This window comes from Neolewinella marina (assembly GCF_002631205.1).
Taxonomy (GTDB): Bacteria; Bacteroidota; Bacteroidia; order Chitinophagales; family Saprospiraceae; genus Neolewinella; species Neolewinella marina.
In genome coordinates this window covers 146,642-167,080 of the sequence record NZ_PDLO01000003.1, presented here as the reverse complement: position 1 = coordinate 167,080, position 20,439 = coordinate 146,642, and the positions used below count along the sequence as shown (strand labels likewise).

Below are 20,439 nucleotides of genomic sequence, written 5' to 3'. Positions count from 1 at the left end.
GGTTATGTCTCGCTCTACCCCCCCGGCCCACGGGTCCGGCTCCGATAAAGTTCTGAACGTCAACTGGGGCCTTCTCGGCCGCCGGCTCCGCCACCGGGGCAAACAGTACGTCAGTTCCGCCCGCTACCGGGCTTCACAGACCGAATACATCCCACCGGCGTGGATGACCCACCTGCGCCTCACCTGGTTTCGCCTGGGCCTGATCGCGCTGGCGGCCTTCGTTTTCACCCAGAAACAGATCGACTTCACGGTGACCGTCGGGGCGGCCGGAGAAACGGCGGCCCAGGTTGCCGGCGCTCCCGCCGAGCAGACCTCAGCCCTGAGCATGCTACCCTCCCCTTCCCGCGCCGCTGCCCCCCGCTGGTCGCCCGACCGGTATGAAGAGGCCGCTACCCGGGCCTACATCGACCGCTTTGAGCGGGTCGCCCGCACGGAAGCCGGAAAGTTTGGCATCCCCGTACCCGTCAAGCTCGCCATGGCCATTCTGGAGAGCGACGCCGGCGAAGGCGTTGCCGCCCAGCAGGACAACAACCACTTCCCCACCGCTACGCCCCGCCACCGCTTCGACAATGCGTGGAGCAGCTGGCGCGCCCACAGCCAGGCGATTCAGGAGCGCTACCCCCGCCTGGCCTACGAATCGGTCAACCACCAACAGTGGATCGCGGCCCTGGCCAAAACCGACTACAGCGACGACCCCGCCTACGCGGAGAAGCTGTTGAAAATCATCGAGCGGTTCGGATTGGACCGCCTCTAGACGAGCTTTATTTTTCTCTAAGTGGTTTTCCCGGCCGCTTCCCGACGGGAGGCGGTCATTTTTTTAGCTCCCCCTCACCGGCAAAACCACCCGCCCCCGCCGCCGTTTTCCCCTTGTGATGCAACAAGACGAACTCCTGGAAGCGGAATACCAGCGCTTTATTGAATTTGGCCAGCTTCTGGACCGCCGCACCCGGCGCTACCTGGTGGAATACCTCCGGGCCAAACTGAGCGGGAAACCCTACCGGGGAGAGGCCCTCAACGACCGCTACGCGGAGTACTTCCAGTCGGCCCTGGACGACATCTTCGGCATCGACCAACTGCTCTTCGTCTGCGCCAACAACGAAACCATCACCCGGCAGATCGTACTCGACACCCTGTACTGGATCAGGAAGACCTTTACCCGTTCTGCAACGAAGCATCCCTACGTACAGGAGGAAGAACTGCTGCGCGGCTGGAGCGTGACGCCGGCCAAGGCCTTCCCCCACCGCTACCCCCACCTGCTGCAGTTCCTGGGGTCAACCTACCTGCGGGAGGAACTCGATACCGGGTTCTACCGCAACCGGCTGGATCAATTCTTCGCCCGGGAAGTCGCCGATTGGACACCCACCGACCACCAGCAATTCGACCGGATCCTTACTGACTTACTCAGCCAGTGGGACGCGCTGCTGCAAGCCCGGATTTTGGCTTACCAACTCACCAGGTTCAATGAGGCAAAGGAGAGTTATACCGAGCTGTTGACCCAGAAGGTGGAGGAATACCGCCGGCTCCAGTCTATTCTCGACCCCTTCACCGATTACCTGGGTTGGGACATGAGCCGGGAACTCTGGCAGTCGACCAGCTTCGACGCCCTGCAACGCTACGACGCGCTGCTGGCCGACGAAGAGAGTCTGCGACGACTGGCCGACCTGTTGGGTAACCTGCGGGAGGCCGAGATCGAACTCGAGGAAGAAACTTTCGAAAAGACCATCGTCCGCCAGGAGTGGGTCAGCGATCCCCTCCACCGTGCCGAAGTTGTGGGGGTGCACGAGAGCCAGGACCTCAATCACCTCCTGAGTTCGGAGGCCGCCCTGCTCAGTCAGCACGATACCGAAACCGCATTCCTGAAGAAGTACGCCGACCACGGACTGCTGACCCTCCGCTACGAAGACCGCTACCTGCGGCGCAGCGAGGACACGGTGATGGAGGTGAACCAGCGCGTGAAGCAGCGGGAAAAGGGGCCGTTCATCGTCTGCGTCGACACCAGCCAGTCGATGATGGGCCGCCCCGAGGAGATCGCCAAGGTGCTCACCCTGGGCATCCTGAAAATGGCCATCCGCAGCAACCGGCGGGCCTACCTCATCAACTTCAGCACGGGCATCAAGACCATCGACCTCCACGACATCGCCAACTCCATTGATGAGCTGGCGGCCTTCCTGACCATGTCCTTTTACGGGGGCACGGATGCTACCCTGGCGCTCTACGAAGCCCTGCGGCAGCTCAAGGCGCACGACTACCGGGACGCGGATGTGCTGATGATCTCGGACTTCGTGATGTACAAGATCGATTCAGACGTACTGGCCGAGGTAGCTCACTTTCAACACAATAACGGAACCGAGTTCCACAGCCTTGCCCTGACCCGGGAGGCCAACGCCGAACTGCTTTCGCGCTTCGATACGAACTGGTTGTACGACCCGGAACGGCGTGGCATCATTCGTGAACTCACCCGGGGCCTCACGCCCATCACCAGTCGCTAATTACGGCCCGGTCGGCGACTCTGCTTGCGCAGGACCAGCAGGGCAACCACCAAACCTACCGCCAGCAGGATCCACAGGGTGGGATGCTCGTACCAGGCGGCTTCGGGGTTGAGTTCGGGGTCCACATCCACTCCTTCCTGGGCAAGTATCCAGGGGGAATACAGCAATGTGAGAAAGGGATAAAGTTTACGGGACATAACGTTGCTTTTTCACCCTTACAATTGGGACAACCAAAGTGGGGTTCACCGTATATCCTCAAAACAGCCGCGCCCCGGAGTTATCCAGGGCGCGGCTCATAAGGTGTGGTTGATCAGCGGCTTAGGTTGGCTTGCGGCGGGTCACCACGATGAGGATGATGAAGAAGGCCGCGACGCCTACCCACAACAGGGGGTTTTCGTACCACTCGGTCTTGTCGATATCAATATCGATGAGCGGATTGTCCTGGCTGCCCAGCCAGGAGGTGGCCAGCAGCAGTAAGGTCGAAAGCGAAAGGGTGCGCATAAGGAGTTGGATTTGGGATAGAAACCCTTTTCCAACAACCTGTTCGCGCCATCCCTTTCCCGCCTAAACTTTAACGAATATCCGCCGGTGGTACAGCCAGGCACCAAGGGCGAGATAAAAGGCCACCAGTACCAGGGCGTACAGCAGGCTGGAAAGCCGGTCAAGCAGAAAGTCGTGGACAAAGACGGTTTCGTAGAGGTAGCCGTGGAGGGAAGTCTCCCCCACCCGGATGCTCCCGAAAATCTTTGCGAAGAAGCTGGACAAAAAGTACAGGATCAGGGCATTGGCGCCGGCGTAGCTGAATATCCGTCCCCACACAATGCCCTTCACGTCGGTGATGTAGTAGATGGCCGCGAGTACGACCAGGGCCCACCCGGCCGTGACCAGCACGAAACTGCTCGTCCACAGGGCCTTGTTGATGGGAAACACCAGTCCCCACGCATGACCAAGAACCAGTAAGACACCCCCGGCCATGAGCATTCCCCGGGTCTTGTTGGTGTAGGGGCCCAGCAGATACCGGCCCGTAACCACACCAATGAGGCAGGTAGCCACGGCAGGCAGGGTGCTTAGCAGCCCTTCCGGGTCGTAGTCCTCCTGCCAAGTGTGGGTGCCGAGAATCAGCTTGTCCACGTACATCGCCCAGTTGTTGGGTGCACGCTCGTAGGTCGGATCGCTGCCATCGGGCAGGGGCAGGAAACCCATCCAGAGCCAGTACCCCAGTAGCAGGCCTACCGTTACCCACAGGAGGTGGCGCGACCGCAGGTGCAGGGCCAGGGGTGCCGCCAGTAGGAAGACGAGCCCAATCCGCTGCAACACACCCGGCAGGCGAATCTCACTCCACGCCTTCACGAAGGGTGGGTAGATCAGGAATGCCCCCAGGAAGATGCCCAGCCCGATCAGTTTCAGGCTGCGCACGACGATCTTGCGGTAGGCGTCGGGCCCCGCTTCCTTGCCGCGGTAGGCAAAGGAAATGGAACAGCCCACGATGAACAGGAAGAAGGGGAAGATCAGGTCGGTGGGCGTGTAGCCGTGCCAGGGCGCGTGCCCCAGTGGGGCATAGATGTGGCTCCACGTCCCGGGGTTGTTGACCATGATCATGGCCGCGATCGTCAGCCCGCGGAGCAGGTCGATCGACAGGACACGGTTGTTGACGGTGGTCGTTACAGCTTCCATTACCGCAGGAAGGATTCGGCCTTCTCCACCATCTTCTGACTGCCGGCGAACAGGGGGATGCGCTCGTGAATGTGCTCCGGCTTGATGTCCAGGATGCGGCGGTAGCCGTCGGTGGCCCGCCCGCCGGCCTGCTCCACGATGAAGGCTACGGGATTGCATTCGTAGACCAGGCGCAGTTTACCGGCCTCACGCTCCGAGCTCTTGGGGTACATGTAGATACCGCCCTGGATCAAATTGCGGTGGATATCGCTCACCATGCTGCCAATGTAGCGGCTGGTGTAGGGGCGGTCCTCCTCTTCCTTCTGGCAGTACTTGATGTAGTCCTTGACGCCCTGGGGGAAATGAACGTAGTAGCCTTCGTTGACGGAGTAGACCCTACCCTGCTCCGGCATGCGGATGTTGGGGTGGGACAGGTAATAGGTACCGATGGCGGGGTTAAGGGTAAATCCGTTCACGCCGTTGCCAGTGGTGTAGACCAGCATGGTGGAGGTGCCGTAGATCACGTAGCCCGCGGCTACCTGCATATTGCCGGGTTGGAGGAAGTCCTCCAGGGTTACGGGGGTACCCTCGGGTGAGATGCGGCGGTAAATACCGAAGATGGTACCCACCGACACGCCGGCGTCGATGTTGGAGCTCCCGTCGAGGGGATCCATGACCACCACGTATTTGTTGCGGTTTGCGTTGTTGGCACCGCTGATGGTGATGAATTCCTCATTTTCCTCCGAGACGATGCCGCAAACGATGTTGCGGTTGGTCAGGGCATTGATGAAGACATTATTGGCGAATACGTCGAGCTTCTTCTGCTCCTCGCCCTGGACGTTTACGTTGCCGACGGTACCGGTGATGTCTACCAGTCCCGCCTGGCGGATTTCGTGGTTGACGACCTTGGCCGCCAGGCGGATGCAGTTGAGGAGGCGGCTGAGCTCACCGGAGGAGTACTCGAAGTCCTTCTGGTTGCTGATGATGAACTCTCCGAGCGTTTGGGGGTGATGTTTCATGGAGTGGTGTGGAAGTGTGGGTGTTGAGTTAGTGGTATTGGCCTGGAATCAGGAAGCGACGTACGTATTCGGATACCCCTTCCTCCAGGGAAGTGAACGGCTCGCGGTATCCGGCCTGCCGCAGTTTTCCCATGTCAGCCTCTGTAAAGTATTGATAATTCGGGCGCAGGTCCGCCGGCGTATCGATGAAGTCGATGTCCGGTTCCCGGTCCATGGCCTGGAAGGTAGCCCGGGCGAGGTCCAGGAAGGTGCGGGCCCGGCCGGTGCCAAGGTTGTACAGGCCATCCGGTTGCGGTAGCTCGGTCATCAGCCAGTGGCTCACGCGACACAGGTCCAGCACGTAAATAAAATCGCGCTGCTGCTCCCCGTCGGCAATGTCCTCCCGGTGGCTGCGGAACAACCGCATGCGACCGGTGGCTTTCACCTGGCGGTAGGTGTGCCAGACTACGCTGGCCATCCGCCCCTTATGGTATTCATTGGGTCCGTAGACGTTGAAGAACTTCAGGCCGTACCAATGGGGCGGCGCCTGGGTCTGTTCCCGGGCCCAGACGTCAAAGTCGTTCTTGCTGCGGCCGTATTCGTTCAGCGGGTGCAGCTCGTCGGGCGGGGTGGTATCGCTGAATCCTTGTTCACCCGAACCGTAGGTGGCTGCGCTGCTGGCGTAGACAAGCGGGATGCCCTGGGCCGCGCAGCGTACCCAGACATCGCGGGAGTACTGCCGGTTCAGGCGGTCGAACAGCTCCGTGTCGGTTTCGGTAGTGTCCGTGCGGGCGCCGAAGTGAAAAACGCCCCGCAGGGGCCACTGTTCCTGGTCCCAGACGGCGAACAGGGTGTCCCGTTCCACTTTCACCAGAAAATCCTTGCCTTCCAGGTTGGGGATCTTGTCCGCATAATGCCGAAAATCGTCCACCAGTATCAAATCCGTAAGGCCCAGGCTGTTGAGGTATCCGACTAAAACGCTTCCAATAAATCCGTTCGCGCCGGTGATGAGGTACATAAGCTGAGGTTAGGGGCGTTAATTTACGTCATTACCGGCGAGCGACCATGCCCCGGCTATTCCCCTTTGCCCGGCACCCGCGGCCGCGCCATGTGCACGTTGTGGGCTACCTTGCGGCCAAACGAAAAATGATGGCCAAGAACGCGGTTAAAAAAAAGAGCCGGATCACCGTCGACGTGGGGCTGGACGAAAACAATATGCCCATCGAAATGACCTGGGCGGCCAGTGACAATCCGGCGGGGAACCACCCCCAGGACTGCAAGGCAATGCTACTTTCCCTCTTTGATGAGCGGACCAAAGAGACCCTCAAGATCGACCTGTGGACCAAGGAGATGCAGGTGGTGGAAATGGACCGGATGTTCTATCAGACCCTCCGCGGTCTGGCCGACACCTACTTCCGCGCCACCCAGAATAAGGAACTCGCCAACCAGATGCAGCAGTTCGTCTACTATTTCGGCCAGGCCACCGGGGCCATCCCCAAGGAGGAATAAGAAAACCTGCCGGGGTTACGTAATCGATTGCACCAACGTTGTAGTTTAGCGGCGTGCCCTACCTTGGGTGCCTCATTAAAACATACGAACTCCCATGGCGACTTACTTTGACCGCATTCCCACCATTCAGTACGAGGGTCCCGAGAGCGACAACCCGCTCGCGTTTAAATACTACCAAAAAGACCAGGTTGTAGCCGGCAAGACGATGGCCGAGCACTTCAAGTTTGCCATGGCCTGGTGGCATACCCTGCGTAATACGGGTGCCGACCCCTTCGGTCCCGGAACGGCTCAATACCCCTGGCTGGGGGATTCCGACCCGGTACAGGAAGCGAAGAATACCGCTGACGCCGGCTTCGAAATCCTGGAGAAGCTGGGACTGGACTACTTCTGCTTCCACGATGTCGACCTGCTGGAGGAGGCGGGTGCCGACCTGACTACCTACCGCAAGCGGCTGGATGAGGTGACCGACTACATCCAGCAGAAAATGGAGGACACGGGCAAGAAGGTGCTCTGGGGCACGGCCAACCTGTTCAGCCATCCCCGCTACATGAACGGCGCGAGCACCAATCCGGACTTCCGGGTAGTGGCCTACGCCGGAGCGCAGCTGAAGGGGGCCATCGACGCTACCATCAAGCTGAAGGGAGAGAACTACGTCTTCTGGGGCGGCCGCGAGGGCTATATGAGTCTCCTCAATACCGACCTGAAGCGGGAAATGGACCACCTGGGCCGCTTCCTGACCATGGCTCGCGACTACGCCCGCGCCCAGGGTTTCACCGGCAGCTTCTTTATCGAGCCCAAGCCGTTCGAACCCAGCAAGCACCAGTACGATTTCGACAGTGCCACCGTGGCCGGCTTCCTGCGGCAGTACGACCTGCTCGACGACTTCAAGCTCAACATCGAGGTAAATCACGCCACCCTGGCCCAGCACACCTTCGAGCACGAGCTGGCGGTGGCCGCCAGCCAGGGACTGCTCGGCAGCATCGACGCCAACCGCGGCGACTACCAGAACGGCTGGGATACCGACCAGTTCCCGAACAGCGTCCAGGAGCTTACCGAGGCCATGATCATCATCCTCCAGGCGGGCGGACTGCAGGGCGGAGGGGTAAACTTCGACGCCAAGACCCGGCGGAATTCCACCGACCTGGAAGACATCTTCCACGCCCACGTAGGGGGGATGGACGTCTTCGCCCGGGCCCTGCTGGCCGCCGACCGCGTCCTGAGCAAGTCGAAATTCAAGGACATGCGCCGGGAGCGCTACGCCTCCTTCGACGCCGGGGACGGCCAGAAGTTTGAAACCGGAAAACTGAGCCTGGAAGCACTCGCTGAGATCGGATTCGCCGGCGGCGAGCCCCCGATGACCAGCGGCCGCCAGGAACGGTACGAAAACCTGATCGCCCAGTACCTGTAGGCGATCACCGACTGCCTTAAAGGAAGGAGCCGGCCACCCTGCTGATTGGGGGGCCGGCTCCTTTGTTTTTCAGGACTTCTACCGCGGTTAGCGGATGGCCTGACGGATCCGCACGAGCTTGGTCAGCAGGTCTTCCAGTTGGTCAAGGGGTAGCATATTCGCCGCGTCGCTTTTTGCTTCGGAGGGATTGTAGTGGGTTTCCATGAAGAGCCCATCCACCCCAACGGCGACCCCGGCCCGGGCGATGGTTTCGATCAGGGCGGGGCGGCCGCCGGTAACGCCGCTGCTCTGGTTGGGTTGCTGGAGGCTGTGGGTACAATCCAGAATCACGGGGGCGCCAAAGGACTGCATGGTGGGAATGCCCCGGTAGTCGACCACCAGGTCGGTATAGCCGAAGGTTACCCCCCGCTCCGTCATCCAGACCTGGTTGTTGCCACTGTCCAATACCTTCTGCTGGGCGTGCTGCATAGCCGAGGGGCTCAGGAACTGTCCCTTCTTGATGTTCACCACCCGACCGGTCTCGGCGGCCGCAACGAGCAGGGAGGTCTGGCGGCAGAGGAAGGCGGGGATCTGCAGGATGTCGACGTATTCGGCGGCCATGGCCGCTTCTTCATCGGCGTGGATATCGGTGGTCGTGGGCAGGCCGAACCGCTCCCCCACCTTGCGGAGAATGGACAGCGCGCGGGTATCGCCGATGCCCGAGAAACTGTCGATGCGGCTACGGTTAGCCTTGCGGTAGCTGCCCTTGAATACGAGGGGGATGTCCAGCTTCTGGGTCACCTCTACCAATCGCTCGGCGATGCGCATGGCCATCTCCTCCCCTTCAATGGCGCAGGGCCCGGCAATGAGGAAGAAGTTATCGGCGGAAAGATCGGGAAGTCGCATGCCTGGGGAATTTTGGGTGGTCGGGCGGGTTATTCGCCGCCCTGGGTCAGTTCAACAAATTTGGCCTTGACGGACTGGGCGAGTTCCTGGGCCCTTTGCTGGCTGGCAGCCTCGGCGTAGACGCGCACGATGGGTTCGGTATTCGATCCGCGCAGGTGCACCCAACCGTCGGGGAAGTCGAGCTTCAGCCCGTCGATATTGGTGAGTGGAGTTTCCGGGTAGAGGCCTTCCATGACCGAAAGGGCATCGGCCAGGTCCAGGGCGGGATCGAGCTGGATCTTGTCCTTCACCATTTCGTAGTGCTGGTAACCGTCGCGGAGTTCGTTGATCGACTTGCCGCTGGTGGCCAGGTGGCTGAGAACCAGCGCCAGGCCGATGAGGCTGTCGCGGCCGTAGTGCAGCCGGGGGTCGATGATGCCGCCGTTGCCCTCGCCACCGATGGTGGCGTTGACTTCCTTCATTTTTTCTACCACGTTTACTTCGCCGACGGCGGAGGCGTGGTAGGGTTGTCCAAAGGTCTCCGCCAGGTTGGCCAGGGCACGGCTGCTGCTGAGGTTGCTGACCACCGGACCGGGATCGTGGCGCAGCACGTAGTCGGCCACCGTCACCAGGGTGTACTCTTCTCCGATCCAGCGCCCGCCGGGGCCCACCAGGGCGAGGCGGTCCACGTCGGGATCCACCGCGATGCCGAGGTCGGCCCCGGAGGTTTCCATCCGGTGGATGAGGTCGGTCAGGTGAGCCGGCAGGGGCTCAGGGTTGTGGGCAAATTGTCCGTCGAGGGTACCGTTCATCACCTCACAGGTGACTCCGAGTTGTTCGCAGAGGGGCGGGATGGAGATGGCGCCCACGCTGTTTACCGCATCGAGCACCACCCGGAAGCCGGCGGCCCGGATGGCAGCAACGTTCACTAGCGGGTGTTCCAGCACGGCGGTGATGTGGTCCTGCAGGATATCGTTGTCCTGCCGCAGGCTGCCAAGGTCATCGACGGGGGCGTAGGTGATGTTGCCCGCCCGCACGGTGGCGATCAGGTCCTGGCCGGCTTCGTGGCTGATGAATTCACCCTGGTCGTTGAGCAATTTGAGGGCGTTATATTCCTTGGGGTTGTGGCTCGCCGACAGGATGATGCCTCCGCCGGCACCCCGGGAAACCACCGCCATTTCCACCGTGGGGGTGGTGGCCAGCCCGCAGTCGATCACGTCGATGCCCATGGATTGGAGGGTGGCCGCGGTGAGGGCCGATACCACCGGACCGGAGGGGCGGCCGTCGCGGCCGATGACGACCAGGGGGCGGGCGCCGCTGCGGATCAGCCAGTCGCCGTAGCCGGCCACGCTGCTGACGATGTCTTCGGGGGTGAGGTTGTCGCCGGGCCGGCCACCGATGGTGCCGCGGAAACCGGAGATGCTTTTTATTAGGGGCATGGGATGAGCTAGGTGTGCCGCCGCTGGGCGGGTTAGAAGAGCGCCGCAAGTTTACGACATCCGCGGCGAAGCGGCTACCTTTACTCCATGTCGCACCCCCTCAATGACCCGAAGACGCTGCAAGGCTGGGCACTCTTCGATTGGGCCAATTCCGCCTTCGCCCTGGTCATTACCACCGCCATCTTCCCCCCCTACTTCGAGGAAATGGTCGACGAGCAATTCCGGGTGCTGGGCCTGGAATTCACCAACAGTTCCTGGTTCGCCTACCTGATCACTTTCAGCTACCTGGTCATTGCGGCTTTCTCCCCTTTCCTGAGCGGGATCGCGGACGCGGGGGGCCGCCGCAAGTCCTTTCTCCGGACGTTCACCATCATGGGCGGCCTGGGTTGTTTGAGCCTGTTCTTCTTCACGGGGATGGATACCCTCTGGATCGGTAGCCTGGGCTTCATTGTCGGACTCATCGGCTTTGCCGGTGGACTGGTGTTCTACAACAGCTTCCTGCCGGTGATCGCCACCGAGGACCGCTTCGACCGCCTCAGCGCCCGGGGCTTTGCCATGGGGTACGTCGGCAGCGTTATACTGCTCGTGGTCAACCTGGCCATGGTCACCCAACCTGGTTGGTTCGGCTTACCGGAGACCGGTACGCTGGCGGTACGCATGGCCTTCCTGACCGTCGGCGTCTGGTGGCTGGTATTTGCAGCCGTGTCGCTGTCGCGGTTGCCCAACGACGAACCCCGCCCCGGTACCGGCCTCGGAGAGATGGCCGCCATGGGATGGCAGGAATTGCGCAAGGTGTGGAACCAACTCGAAGAGCATCCCCAGGCGAAACGGTTTCTGGCGGCCTTCTTTTCCTATTCCGCCGGGGTGCAGACCATCATCTTCCTCGCCAGCATTTTCGCGAAGAAGGAGCTGAACTTTGCTACCCAGGAACTGATCGTTGTCGTGCTCATCCTGCAAATCGTGGCCATCGGCGGCGCCTACCTGGCGGCCCGGATCAGTGAGCTGCGCGGCAACAAGTTTGCCCTTTACGTTGAGCTGACCATCTGGATCCTGATCTGCGTACTCGCCTATTTTGTCAGTGGGAAGGTGCAGTTCTACCTCATTGCCGGGGCGGTGGGCCTGGTCATGGGCGGCATCCAGTCGCTGAGCCGTTCCACCTACGCCAAGGTTATCCCAGCCGAAACGAACGGCGGGGTGCGGCGGACCGACACCACCTCCTGGTTCAGTTTCTACGATGTGCTGGAGAAAGTGGCCATCGTACTTGGCACCTTCATCTTCGGCTTCCTGGATGCGCTGACGGGGAGTATGCGGCTGAGCATTCTTATCCTCGCGCTCTTCTTCCTGGTGGGTATGCTGCTGCTCTCCCGCTTCACCCTCACCCCCCGGCGCGTGCAAACCTAGTTCGGCCTGCCGGGTTAAGGCATGGATGAAAGAAGGCATGGAAATCATTGCGAGCCGTAAAACCGCGCTCCTCATCGGGGCCACCGGACTGGTGGGTGGCCACCTGCTTGAGCAACTGCTCGACCACAGCGCCTACCGCCGGGTGATCGCGCCTACGCGCCGCCGCATGGCACGGGAACATGATAAACTGGACAACCCGGTGGTCAACTTCGAACGGCTGAGCCGCGACCCCGCCCTGTTCCGTTGTCACGACGTCTACATTGCCCTGGGTACTACGATCAAGAAGGCGGGCAGCCCGGAGGCCTTCCGGCGGGTCGACTACGATTACGTGGTGCATACCGCTTCCCTGGCCCAGATCCACGGGGCCAACCAGTGTCTGGTGGTAAGCAGTGCCGGAGCGAATTCCGAGAGTCGGTTTCTTTACAGCCGGGTGAAGGGGGAAATGGAGGAAGCGATCACGCGACTGGACTTCTGGGCCATCCACCTGTTCCGGCCCGGGGTGTTGCTGGGGCAGCGTGACGAACTGCGGATCGGGGAAAAACTGGCTGCAGGCCTAACAACCGTGGTGCGTCAAATCTCACCCGGACTGCTGGGAGACTACAACCCCACCGAAGCCGACGTGCTCGCACGCCGGATGATCGAAGCCGCCCAGGCTATTTCGCCGGGAGTACACTTCCACGGGGCAGAGGAGCTGCTTCGCAAATAAACCTACTCTTCCTCCTCCTGACCGGGCTTTTTCGCTTCTTCGGGATAGGCGATGCGCAGCTGGTGGGAACTCTTGAGCACTGAGCGGAAGATCCTCCGCAGGCTTTCCAGTTCGTGAAAGCTTAGCCGGCTTTGCACCAGTTGGCCATTGGTGAGCTTGCCCCGGATGATGTTATCGATCAGGTCGTAAAGCTCCTGCTGGGTCGGTTGCTTGAGGGATTTCGATGCGGCCTCCACGCTGTCGGCCAGCATGAGTACGGTCTGTTCCTTGGTGGTAGGCAGGGGCCCGTCGTAGCGGAAGTAGGGCTCGTCCACTTCGCGTTCGGGATGGTTCTTGATGTGGTTGCGGTAAAAGTATTCCGTGCGGGTGGTGCCGTGGTGGGTCCGGATGAAGTCGATGATCGTTTCCGGCAGCCCGGCAACCCGCGCCAGCCGCACCCCCTCATTCACGTGGTCGATGATGATCTTGGCGCTTTCCAGGTCGGTGATGCGGTCGTGTGGGTTTGGACCTGTCTGGTTCTCGATGAAGTATTCCGGGTTCTTCAGCTTGCCGATGTCGTGGTACAGGGCCGCGGTGCGTACCAGCAGGGAGTCGATGCCGATCTCACTGGCCACCCGCTCGGCGAGGTTGGCGACGTTCAGGCTGTGCTGCCAGGTGCCGGCCGCCTGTCGGGCCAGTTTCTCCAGCAGGGGGCGGTTCATATCGTTCAGCTCCATCAGGGTGATGGGCGAGATCAGTCCGAAGAACCGCTCCAGCATCGGAATCAGGGGATAGGCCAGCAGCACCAGGAATACGTTCAGGCCCAGCCATAGCAGGTCGACGTAGTTGATCCCGGACCACCCCGAACCCTGCACCAGTTGGATCCCTACGTAACCGAAAAGGTAGAACGCGAACAACAGCAGCAGACTGCTGAAGAACCGGCTCCAGTCGCGGGTATCGATGTCCATGAAGATGACCACCACGCCAGCCATGATGCTCAGGAAGGTGAAGGGATAGCCGAGAGAAGTCAGGAAACTCGCGATCAGCACCACGGCTACGTGCACGAAGAAGGCCAGGCGCTCGGAAAAGAAGATCCGCATGACAATCGGCACAATACAGAAAGGCACGACGTAGGCACTCCACCCCGGGGCCAGCTCGATGGACCGGACCATGATCGCGTAAAGCAGCGGCCACATCAGGATGAACACCAGGTTCTTGATCCGCACGTAGACGAAGGGGAAGAAGGTGCGGAGGTAGAGGTACAGCAGCAGGATGACCAGTCCGACAATGAGGGTGAAGCCGGTGTAGACGGAAAGGAAGGTGGTAGACCCCTGCAGGTTGCTGTTGTAAAGCCGGCGGTAGCTCAGCAGTTTCTGGTAGACGTTGTCGGAAATAACCTCTCCCTGACGAACGAGGATGTCGCCCTGTTCCACCAGCCCGTCGAAGGGGCTCACCGCCTCCAGGGTTTGTTCGCGCAGGCGGTTGGTGAGGCTGTCGTTATAGAATACGTTGTAGTGTAGCCGGTCTTCGAGCAGGGGAAGGAGGAAATCGGGCGCGGCCAACCGGGTATACAGGATAGAGTCCGTCAGCCACTGTCGCGCCCGCCCGGGGGTGGTGAAGACCTGACCGATGGTACGGGTGTGCACCTCGCTGCCGTCGACAATCTGGATGACGGATGCCATCCCGGAGCGGGCTTCATCCTCGGTGCGCAAATTGACGATGCCGCGTTGGTAGATCCGGTCGAGCAGCTCCAGGCCGTAGAGCCGGTGGGCTTCGGGTTGCTGCAGCAGCCCGGGATAGGTGCCACGCACCCGGGCCGTATCCAGGGCCACCCGAAATGCTTCGATATACTCGGCCCGGGCCCGGCGGGCGGTCTGGGGGTCACGCTGGTAAACCGGGGTCAGGTTCCGCAGGACGGCCTGCCGGTCGGCCTGCAGCCGCTCTTCCCGCTTCAGGATGGGGATGGAATAAGGGGCCGTCAGGTCGGCGTACTGCCAGGTCTGGTTAAGTTCGAACTGGTACGGGAAGGTGAGGTTGTTGGGGTACAACAGGCTGATCAACACCACCGCCAGCACCCCCAGCAGGATGCGGGGCAATCTACGTGCCCAGAGGGAACTCTTGCTTACTCCGTCCATTCCGTCGCCAAGTTAGGTTTTATTCGCGCTTCAGCAGCGACCGCCTGCCGTATACCGAGCAGATGGGGCAGTCGCGCATCCGGTGACCGCGCGCCGGACAATACTCCCGGCCAAAGAAGATCATTTGCAGGTGCAGCCGATTCCAGCTCTCGCGGGGGAACAACCGTTTAAGGTCGGCCTCCGTCCTGGCCACATTTTTTCCAGTGCTCAGGGCCCAGCGGAAAGCGAGGCGGTGGATGTGGGTATCCACCGGGAAGGCCGGCACCCCGAAGGCCTGGCTCATGACCACGCTGGCTGTCTTGTGCCCCACCCCCGGCAGGGCTTCCAGTTCTTCGAAGGTAGACGGCACTACCCCACCGTGCTCCTCGGTGATGATGCGGCTGAGTTCCTTGATGGCCTTGCTTTTGGCGGGCGACAATCCGCAGGGGCGGATGATCTCCCGGATATCCTCCACCGGCAGGTCCTTCATGACCTCCGGTCGGTCGGTCACCGCCCACAGGTGGGGCGTCACCTCATTCACCCGCTTGTCGGTACACTGGGCCGACAGCAATACGGCCACCAGCAGGGTATACGGATCGGAATGATCCAGGGGAATCGGAACTTCGGGGTAAAGGCGTTCCAGGATTTCCTGGATCGCCGCTGCCTTCTCTGCTTTCTTCAACTACTCTTGGGGTTTACGCGGCAAAAGTAAGGCGTACGCCCGCAAGCCCCCCTCCCCTAGTCGATATACCGCCGGGTGAGGTCTCCGTAGGCGTCGATGCGGCGGTCGCGGAAGAAGGGCCAGATGCGGCGGACATCGGCCGTACGCTTTTTGTCGACCATCACCACGTTCACGTCCTCCTCGTCCCGGGGCGACTGATACAGGTATTCCCCCTGGGGGCCGGCCACGAAGCTGCTGCCCCAGAAGCGGATGCCCCCGGTTACTCCGGAGGGGTCGGGCTCGTAGCCCGTACGGTTAACGGCTACCACGGGTAGGCCGTTGTAGACGGCGTGACCGCGCTGGGAAATGATCCATGCATCGCGCTGCCGTTCCTGCTCGGCCTGGGGATCCGTGGATTCGTAGCCAATGGCCGTGGGATAGATCAGTACTTCCGCTCCGGCCAGGGCCATGAGGCGTGCGGCCTCGGGGTACCACTGGTCCCAGCAGACCAGCACGCCGAGCTTGCCGACGCTCGTCTGCACGGGCTTGAAGCCCAGATCTCCCGGGGTGAAGTAGAACTTCTCGTAGTAGGCCGGATCGTCGGGGATGTGCATCTTGCGGTAGCGGCCGGCGATGCTGCCGTCGCGCTCGATCACCACGGCCGTGTTGTGACAGATGCCTGGCGCGCGGCTTTCGAACAGGCTCAGTACGAGCACCAGGTCGAGTTCCCGGGCCAGGGCACCGAAGTATTCGGTGCTCGGGCCCGGGATGGGTTCGGCCTGGTCAAAGACCTCGGTGGATTCGATCTGGCAGAAGTAAAGTCCGGTATGCAGTTCCTGCAGCACCACCAGCTCCGCGCCCATCTCCTTGCACCGGCGGATGCCTGCGGCGCTTTTCTCGATGTTGGCGGTCCGGTCGCCGGTATTGGACTGTTGAACGATTCCGATGGGTAACTGCATGGTCAGATGGCTTTAGGGGGCGCAAATATATCGCGCCTGCCCTAAGCCTCGCCGTCGTAGTCGAAGGGCAGTCGCTTCACATCCTTAACGGTGGAAAGCGTCATCAGGGTTTTAAGCCGCTCGATCTCGTCGATCTGCTGCAGCGTCTTGAACAGGAGGCGCTCGTAGGTGGGGATGTCCTTGCAAACGATCTTCAGCAGGAAGTCGGCCTCCCCGGTGATGATGTAGCATTCGGTGATCTCCTCGATGATCTGCACCTGCTCGAGGAAGTTCTCCCGGGCCTGGTTCTTTCTCCAGTCCAGGGAAACGAGGACAAAGGTTTTCACGTTCAGCCCGATCGCCTCGGGGCTCACCTTGGCGTGGTAGCTTTGGATGACCTCGTTCTGCTCCAGTTTCTTTACCCGCTCAAGAGTGGGTGCGGGACTCAGTCCGATGCGTTTGGAAAGATCGAGGTTGGTGATCTTGCTGTTATCCTGCAGAATTTTGAGGATACTCAGGTCGATCTTGTCAAGTTTGTCGGACATATAAGGATAGGATAAGTGATAATATGTTGGTGCGGCAAAGATAGCCGCACCAACAATTATTTCCCAATCCTGAATAGAAAAGTATATTATTCGCTCAACGCCGGCTTACGGCCAAATACCGAGGCTAATGTAGTCGTTCGATATTTTGCTGATTGCCAGCGCAAAAGCCGCCGTGCGGAGGTCCTTGATCTCGGGCTTTTCGCGGTAAAGTGAGTAGATTCCCTGGAAGCCGAGGATCATCGTTTCCTCCAGTCCGGAGCGAACCAGGTCGATCTCGTCGGCCCCGTGGATGATCATGCGGCGGTCGCGGTCGCTGATCTCCTTGCCCGTGGTGGTTTCGATCTGCTCGACGATGCGGCGGTAGTTCTGCTCGTCGAAGCGCTTCTGCAGGCGGCCGAAGCGCATATGGCTCAGGTTCTTGAGCCACTCGAAGTAGCTTACCGTTACCCCACCCGCGTTCAGGTAGATGTCGGGCAGTACCACGATGCCGCGCTCGGCCAGGATAGCGGCGCCGGCGGCCGTGACCGGTCCGTTGGCGGCCTCGGCAATCAGCTTCGCTTTCACGTTGCCAGCGTTGTGCTCGTCGATCTGGTTCTCCAGGGCGGCGGGTACGAGAATGTCGCACTCGAACTCCAGAACGGCCCGGCGATCCTCCTTATCAAAGGCTTCCGCACCGGGGTAGGTAAGGATGGTGCCGTGCTCGGCGCGGTGGCGCATCACGTCGTGGATGTCCATTCCGTCCGGATTATAGATGGCGCCCTCGACCTCGGACACGCCGATGATCTTCACGCCGCCTTCGTCCTGGCTGATGGTAGCCGTATGCGAACCTACGTTACCCAGTCCCTGGACCACCATGGTCTTCCCTTCGATGCCTACCGACAGGCCAAGCTGGTCCATCAGTTCCTTCTCGTTGCAGGCCTCGCGGATGCCGTAAAAGACGCCACGGCCCGTGGCTTCGGAACGCCCACGGACGCCGTTCTGGCTCACCGGTTTGCCGGTAACACAGCCGGCGGCGTTGATGTCTTCGGGGTGGAAGCTGCGGTAGGTGTCGTAGATCCAGGCCATTTCCCGGGGACCGGTACCGTAGTCGGGTGCCGGCACGTCAATGGCCGGGCCGATAAACTTGCGGCGGATCAGCTCGGTGGTGTACCGGCGCGTGATCTTTTCCAGGTCGGCTTCGCTGTATTCCCAGGGATTGATGCGAACGCCTCCTTTGGCACCGCCGAAGGGCACGTCGACGATGGCGCACTTGTACGACATCAGGGTGGCCAGGGCCACTACCTCTTCCTGGTTCACGTGGTTGGAGTAGCGGATGCCCCCCTTGGTGGGACTCCGGTGGTGGCTGTGCTGGGCCCGGTAGGCCTCAATCACGCGCACCTCTCCGTCAATCTTGACGGGGAAATAGATTTGGTAGACGGAGTTGCAGACCTTGATCTGCTTCAGTAGGCCTTCCGGCAAACCGGTGTGGGGAGCTGCGGCGTCAAAATATTGACCCACGCTTTCCAGAAAAGAATTGTCAGGCATGATCTTCAATTTGATTTTCAATAATGGTTAGGCGGCGGTCCAGCCTCCAGAGGTAGTACGCCAGACCAAGGAATACAACGACGATGACGGCCACCACCACGTACATCTTCCCGATGCTGCGCATGAAATCGGCCGGGGGGGCTACCGCCGCCTCCTGGGCGAGGGCGGGGACGCAGGTGCAACAAAGGAGGAGAAGAACAAGGTAGCGTGACATGGCATCGGCTGGTTAGGCATCGGCGAAGGTACGCAATCGCGTTACTCTCGGAGGTAGCCTGCGGTCAGGAATACTTCGCACCGGCAATGGTCCAGTTATCCGCGCCATTCGTCTACCGATTTTGCCCCCGTGGGCTGCCACCGCGAAGTTGGACATCCAATTAAGCCACTGCATTATGCGTATCCTTTCCCTGCCCATCGAAGAAGACCTGCTGGAGGTTCACAACAGCCTCTGGTCTGGTGAGGAAAAAGTATTCTTTAACGGTAACCTGGCCAGCTCCGGCTGGAGCCTCTTCGGCCGCACCCACTACTTCACGGTGGACGCTCCCGGAGGCGAAGGCGTAGACCGCTACCGCGTGGAGATCGGCATGAACTGGTATGGCGGGTACGCCGTCGACGTCTTCCGCAACGACCGGTGCCTGCTGGCGAGTTCCCGCACCCCTCTCACCCGCGTCGACCCCAGCCTACAACCCCATACGGACGCGAAACCTTTTCACCTCAGCCGGGATAAAAGCCGCCCCACCGAGCTGGACGATGAATTCTTTGTCTGAGCGCGAAGCGGGATCATCGCCGCTATACTGACCATTCCCGGCGGGGCTTAGTTACCTTTGCGGCCAAAGTTTACTCGCTATGTCCGCTCTTTCCGCTATCAGTCCCGTCGATGGCCGTTACGCCAACAAAACCGAAGCCCTCGCACCCTACTTCAGCGAGTACGGCCTGATCCGCTACCGCGTCCTGGTTGAAGTGCGTTACCTGCAGGCCCTCCACCGCCTGGGGCTGCCTCAGCTGCAATCGGTAAGCCGGCAGCAGATCGCTGACCTCGGGGAGGTCGTCGACAACTTCGACGTTTCCGACGCTCAGACCATCAAGGAAACCGAGCGGGTTACCAATCACGACGTCAAGGCGGTAGAGTACTTCGTCAAGGACAAGCTTAAGGAGCGGGGACTGGATGCCATCCTGGAGTTTACCCACTTCGGACTCACCTCCCAGGACATCAACAACACGGCCATCCCCCTCAGCCTGCGGGATGCCCTGGAGGAGGTGATGTTGCCCGCTTTCCAGCAACTCACTCAGCAGCTCGACGGGCTGGTCGATGCGTGGCGGGACGTGCCCATGCTGGCCAAAACCCACGGACAGCCCGCCTCCCCCACCCTGCTGGGCAAGGAATTCGCCGTCTGGACCAGCCGGCTGCGGGAGCAGGTCCGCCAACTGAAGGCCGTACCCGTATCGGCCAAGTTCGGGGGTGCCACCGGCAATATGAACGCCCATTACGTAAGCTACCCGGATTACGACTGGCACGGCTTCGCCGACGAGTTTGTCAAGAATGACCTCGGGCTGGAGCGCAGCTACCCCACCACCCAGATCGAGCACTACGACAATCTGGGAGCGGGATTCCACGCCCTGACCCGGGTGTGTACCATCCTGATCGACCTTTGCCAGGACATCTGGACCTACATCAGCATGGAGTACTTCCGCCAGCGCACCGTCGCGGGCGAGATTGGGAGTTCGGCAATGCCCCACAAGGTGAACCCCATCGACTTTGAAAACGCCGAGGGCAACCTGGGGCTAGCGCGCGCCCTCCTTACGCATCTGGCGGACAAGCTGCCCGTAAGCCGCCTCCAGCGCGACCTGACCGACTCCACCGTACTGCGCAATGTCGGTGTCCCCTTCGCCCACGTACTGATTGCGGTAAAGGCTATTGAGAAAGGTCTCGGCAAGCTGTTACTGAACCCCGACAAGATCGCCGCCGACCTGGAAGCCAACTGGATGGTGACCGCCGAGGCCATCCAGAATGTGCTGCGCCGGGAAGGTTATCCCCAGCCCTACGAAGCCCTGAAGGAGCTTACCCGCGGGCAGGCCAATATCGGAGAGACGGAGATCCATCGCTTCATCGACCAGCTGGAAGTGTCCGAGGAAGTGAAGTCCGAGCTGCGGGCCATCCGGCCGGAGAATTATGTGGGACGGTTTTGAGCGCTTTCAGAGTTCTGCATATCGCAG

21 protein-coding genes are annotated in these 20,439 nt (G+C 60.8%); 8 read left to right on the top strand and 13 right to left on the bottom strand.

What is annotated here, in order from left to right:
- Window positions 1-4: 4 nt before the first annotated feature.
- Window positions 5-754, top strand: a complete 750-nt coding sequence (locus CGL56_RS09105; RefSeq protein ID WP_099106229.1) for a glucosaminidase domain-containing protein — start codon at window positions 5-7, stop codon at window positions 752-754.
- 118 nt (window positions 755-872) lie between these two features.
- Entirely contained in the window at window positions 873-2,489 is a 1,617-nt protein-coding gene (locus CGL56_RS09100) for a VWA domain-containing protein (protein ID WP_099106228.1), read from the top strand.
- Here CGL56_RS09100 and CGL56_RS18065 read toward each other — a convergent pair.
- From CGL56_RS18065 to rfaD, 5 genes are all read right to left on the bottom strand, one after another.
- Window positions 2,486-2,686, bottom strand: coding sequence for a hypothetical protein (locus CGL56_RS18065; protein WP_143470670.1), 201 nt, complete (start codon window positions 2,684-2,686; stop codon window positions 2,486-2,488). The two genes, CGL56_RS09100 and CGL56_RS18065, sit on opposite strands and share 4 nt — an antisense overlap.
- 121 nt (window positions 2,687-2,807) lie before the next feature.
- Complete coding sequence (locus CGL56_RS09095; RefSeq protein ID WP_099106227.1) at window positions 2,808-2,990, bottom strand: hypothetical protein; 183 nt, start codon at window positions 2,988-2,990, stop codon at window positions 2,808-2,810.
- 63 nt (window positions 2,991-3,053) lie between these two features.
- Window positions 3,054-4,163 (bottom strand): acyltransferase family protein, encoded by a 1,110-nt coding sequence (locus tag CGL56_RS09090; protein ID WP_099106226.1) that lies wholly within the window; start codon window positions 4,161-4,163, stop codon window positions 3,054-3,056.
- Window positions 4,163-5,161: a class 1 fructose-bisphosphatase gene (gene fbp / locus CGL56_RS09085; protein ID WP_099106225.1), complete on the bottom strand. Its 999-nt coding sequence runs from the start codon at window positions 5,159-5,161 to the stop codon at window positions 4,163-4,165. Before fbp ends, CGL56_RS09090 begins: the two co-directional genes overlap by 1 nt.
- 28 nt (window positions 5,162-5,189) lie before the next feature.
- Window positions 5,190-6,158, bottom strand: a complete 969-nt coding sequence (gene rfaD, locus CGL56_RS09080; protein WP_099106224.1) for an ADP-glyceromanno-heptose 6-epimerase — start codon at window positions 6,156-6,158, stop codon at window positions 5,190-5,192.
- Window positions 6,159-6,289: 131 nt separating this feature from the next.
- On the opposite strand from rfaD, the gene gldC reads away from it, so the two are divergent.
- Window positions 6,290-6,649, top strand: coding sequence for a gliding motility protein GldC (gldC, locus tag CGL56_RS09075; RefSeq protein ID WP_099106517.1), 360 nt, complete (start codon window positions 6,290-6,292; stop codon window positions 6,647-6,649).
- Between the two features lie 94 nt (window positions 6,650-6,743).
- Window positions 6,744-8,057: a xylose isomerase gene (gene xylA, locus CGL56_RS09070; protein ID WP_099106223.1), complete on the top strand. Its 1,314-nt coding sequence runs from the start codon at window positions 6,744-6,746 to the stop codon at window positions 8,055-8,057.
- Between the two features lie 87 nt (window positions 8,058-8,144).
- On the opposite strand, the gene kdsA is transcribed toward xylA, so the two are convergent.
- Window positions 8,145-8,942 carry a 3-deoxy-8-phosphooctulonate synthase gene (gene kdsA, locus CGL56_RS09065; protein WP_099106222.1) on the bottom strand — a complete coding sequence of 266 codons (798 nt, stop codon included), beginning with the start codon at window positions 8,940-8,942 and terminating at the stop codon, window positions 8,145-8,147.
- Window positions 8,943-8,971: 29 nt separating this feature from the next.
- On the bottom strand, window positions 8,972-10,360 hold the full coding sequence (glmM, locus tag CGL56_RS09060) for a phosphoglucosamine mutase (RefSeq protein WP_099106221.1): 1,389 nt from the start codon (window positions 10,358-10,360) through the stop codon (window positions 8,972-8,974).
- An 87-nt stretch (window positions 10,361-10,447) separates the two neighbouring features.
- Between glmM and CGL56_RS09055 the strand changes: the two genes are divergently transcribed.
- Together CGL56_RS09055 and CGL56_RS09050 are read left to right on the top strand one after the other, a co-directional pair.
- Window positions 10,448-11,761, top strand: a complete 1,314-nt coding sequence (locus CGL56_RS09055; RefSeq protein WP_099106220.1) for an MFS transporter — start codon at window positions 10,448-10,450, stop codon at window positions 11,759-11,761.
- A 37-nt stretch (window positions 11,762-11,798) separates the two neighbouring features.
- Window positions 11,799-12,467, top strand: coding sequence for an NAD-dependent epimerase/dehydratase family protein (locus CGL56_RS09050; protein ID WP_167641572.1), 669 nt, complete (start codon window positions 11,799-11,801; stop codon window positions 12,465-12,467).
- Window positions 12,468-12,469: 2 nt separating this feature from the next.
- Here CGL56_RS09050 and CGL56_RS09045 read toward each other — a convergent pair whose 3' ends face one another.
- The 6 genes from CGL56_RS09045 to CGL56_RS18240 all read right to left on the bottom strand — a co-directional run bounded on the left by CGL56_RS09045 (window position 12,470) and on the right by CGL56_RS18240 (window position 18,442).
- Complete coding sequence (locus CGL56_RS09045; protein WP_099106218.1) at window positions 12,470-14,581, bottom strand: HD family phosphohydrolase; 2,112 nt, start codon at window positions 14,579-14,581, stop codon at window positions 12,470-12,472.
- A gap of 19 nt (window positions 14,582-14,600) precedes the next feature.
- Window positions 14,601-15,242 (bottom strand): endonuclease III, encoded by a 642-nt coding sequence (gene nth, locus CGL56_RS09040; RefSeq protein WP_099106217.1) that lies wholly within the window; start codon window positions 15,240-15,242, stop codon window positions 14,601-14,603.
- Window positions 15,243-15,298: 56 nt separating this feature from the next.
- Complete coding sequence (locus CGL56_RS09035) at window positions 15,299-16,180, bottom strand: carbon-nitrogen hydrolase (RefSeq protein WP_099106216.1); 882 nt, start codon at window positions 16,178-16,180, stop codon at window positions 15,299-15,301.
- Between the two features lie 41 nt (window positions 16,181-16,221).
- Window positions 16,222-16,704, bottom strand: coding sequence for an Lrp/AsnC family transcriptional regulator (locus tag CGL56_RS09030; protein WP_099106215.1), 483 nt, complete (start codon window positions 16,702-16,704; stop codon window positions 16,222-16,224).
- 105 nt (window positions 16,705-16,809) lie between these two features.
- Entirely contained in the window at window positions 16,810-18,228 is a 1,419-nt protein-coding gene (locus tag CGL56_RS09025; RefSeq protein ID WP_099106214.1) for a Glu/Leu/Phe/Val family dehydrogenase, read from the bottom strand.
- Window positions 18,221-18,442 (bottom strand): CcmD family protein, encoded by a 222-nt coding sequence (locus CGL56_RS18240; protein ID WP_187305576.1) that lies wholly within the window; start codon window positions 18,440-18,442, stop codon window positions 18,221-18,223. Before CGL56_RS18240 ends, CGL56_RS09025 begins: the two co-directional genes overlap by 8 nt.
- Window positions 18,443-18,617: 175 nt before the next feature.
- Between CGL56_RS18240 and CGL56_RS09015 the strand changes: the two genes are divergently transcribed.
- Together CGL56_RS09015 and purB are read left to right on the top strand one after the other, a co-directional pair.
- Window positions 18,618-18,992 carry a hypothetical protein gene (locus CGL56_RS09015; RefSeq protein WP_099106213.1) on the top strand — a complete coding sequence of 125 codons (375 nt, stop codon included), beginning with the start codon at window positions 18,618-18,620 and terminating at the stop codon, window positions 18,990-18,992.
- 79 nt (window positions 18,993-19,071) lie between these two features.
- A complete protein-coding gene (gene purB, locus CGL56_RS09010) occupies window positions 19,072-20,412 on the top strand; it encodes an adenylosuccinate lyase (protein ID WP_099106212.1) in 1,341 nt (446 codons plus the stop codon).
- The last annotated feature ends 27 nt before the right edge of the window (window positions 20,413-20,439 follow it).

What these genes read in the sequence shown, in the direction of transcription:
- CGL56_RS09055 (WP_099106220.1), top strand. Translation starts at nt 10,448, where the DNA reads ATGTCGCACCCCCTCAATGACCCGAAGACGCTGCAAGGCTGGGCACTC.
- CGL56_RS09035 (WP_099106216.1), bottom strand. Translation starts at nt 16,180, where the DNA reads ATGCAGTTACCCATCGGAATCGTTCAACAGTCCAATACCGGCGACCGG.
- glmM (WP_099106221.1), bottom strand. Translation starts at nt 10,360, where the DNA reads ATGCCCCTAATAAAAAGCATCTCCGGTTTCCGCGGCACCATCGGTGGC.
- kdsA (WP_099106222.1), bottom strand. Translation starts at nt 8,942, where the DNA reads ATGCGACTTCCCGATCTTTCCGCCGATAACTTCTTCCTCATTGCCGGG.
- CGL56_RS09100 (WP_099106228.1), top strand. Translation starts at nt 873, where the DNA reads ATGCAACAAGACGAACTCCTGGAAGCGGAATACCAGCGCTTTATTGAA.
- CGL56_RS09105 (WP_099106229.1), top strand. Translation starts at nt 5, where the DNA reads ATGTCTCGCTCTACCCCCCCGGCCCACGGGTCCGGCTCCGATAAAGTT.
- CGL56_RS09090 (WP_099106226.1), bottom strand. Translation starts at nt 4,163, where the DNA reads ATGGAAGCTGTAACGACCACCGTCAACAACCGTGTCCTGTCGATCGAC.
- xylA (WP_099106223.1), top strand. Translation starts at nt 6,744, where the DNA reads ATGGCGACTTACTTTGACCGCATTCCCACCATTCAGTACGAGGGTCCC.
- CGL56_RS09095 (WP_099106227.1), bottom strand. Translation starts at nt 2,990, where the DNA reads ATGCGCACCCTTTCGCTTTCGACCTTACTGCTGCTGGCCACCTCCTGG.
- CGL56_RS18240 (WP_187305576.1), bottom strand. Translation starts at nt 18,442, where the DNA reads ATGTCACGCTACCTTGTTCTTCTCCTCCTTTGTTGCACCTGCGTCCCC.
- rfaD (WP_099106224.1), bottom strand. Translation starts at nt 6,158, where the DNA reads ATGTACCTCATCACCGGCGCGAACGGATTTATTGGAAGCGTTTTAGTC.
- CGL56_RS09025 (WP_099106214.1), bottom strand. Translation starts at nt 18,228, where the DNA reads ATGCCTGACAATTCTTTTCTGGAAAGCGTGGGTCAATATTTTGACGCC.
- CGL56_RS09050 (WP_167641572.1), top strand. Translation starts at nt 11,799, where the DNA reads ATGGAAATCATTGCGAGCCGTAAAACCGCGCTCCTCATCGGGGCCACC.
- fbp (WP_099106225.1), bottom strand. Translation starts at nt 5,161, where the DNA reads ATGAAACATCACCCCCAAACGCTCGGAGAGTTCATCATCAGCAACCAG.
- CGL56_RS09015 (WP_099106213.1), top strand. Translation starts at nt 18,618, where the DNA reads ATGCGTATCCTTTCCCTGCCCATCGAAGAAGACCTGCTGGAGGTTCAC.
- purB (WP_099106212.1), top strand. Translation starts at nt 19,072, where the DNA reads ATGTCCGCTCTTTCCGCTATCAGTCCCGTCGATGGCCGTTACGCCAAC.
- CGL56_RS18065 (WP_143470670.1), bottom strand. Translation starts at nt 2,686, where the DNA reads ATGTCCCGTAAACTTTATCCCTTTCTCACATTGCTGTATTCCCCCTGG.
- CGL56_RS09030 (WP_099106215.1), bottom strand. Translation starts at nt 16,704, where the DNA reads ATGTCCGACAAACTTGACAAGATCGACCTGAGTATCCTCAAAATTCTG.
- gldC (WP_099106517.1), top strand. Translation starts at nt 6,290, where the DNA reads ATGGCCAAGAACGCGGTTAAAAAAAAGAGCCGGATCACCGTCGACGTG.
- CGL56_RS09045 (WP_099106218.1), bottom strand. Translation starts at nt 14,581, where the DNA reads ATGGACGGAGTAAGCAAGAGTTCCCTCTGGGCACGTAGATTGCCCCGC.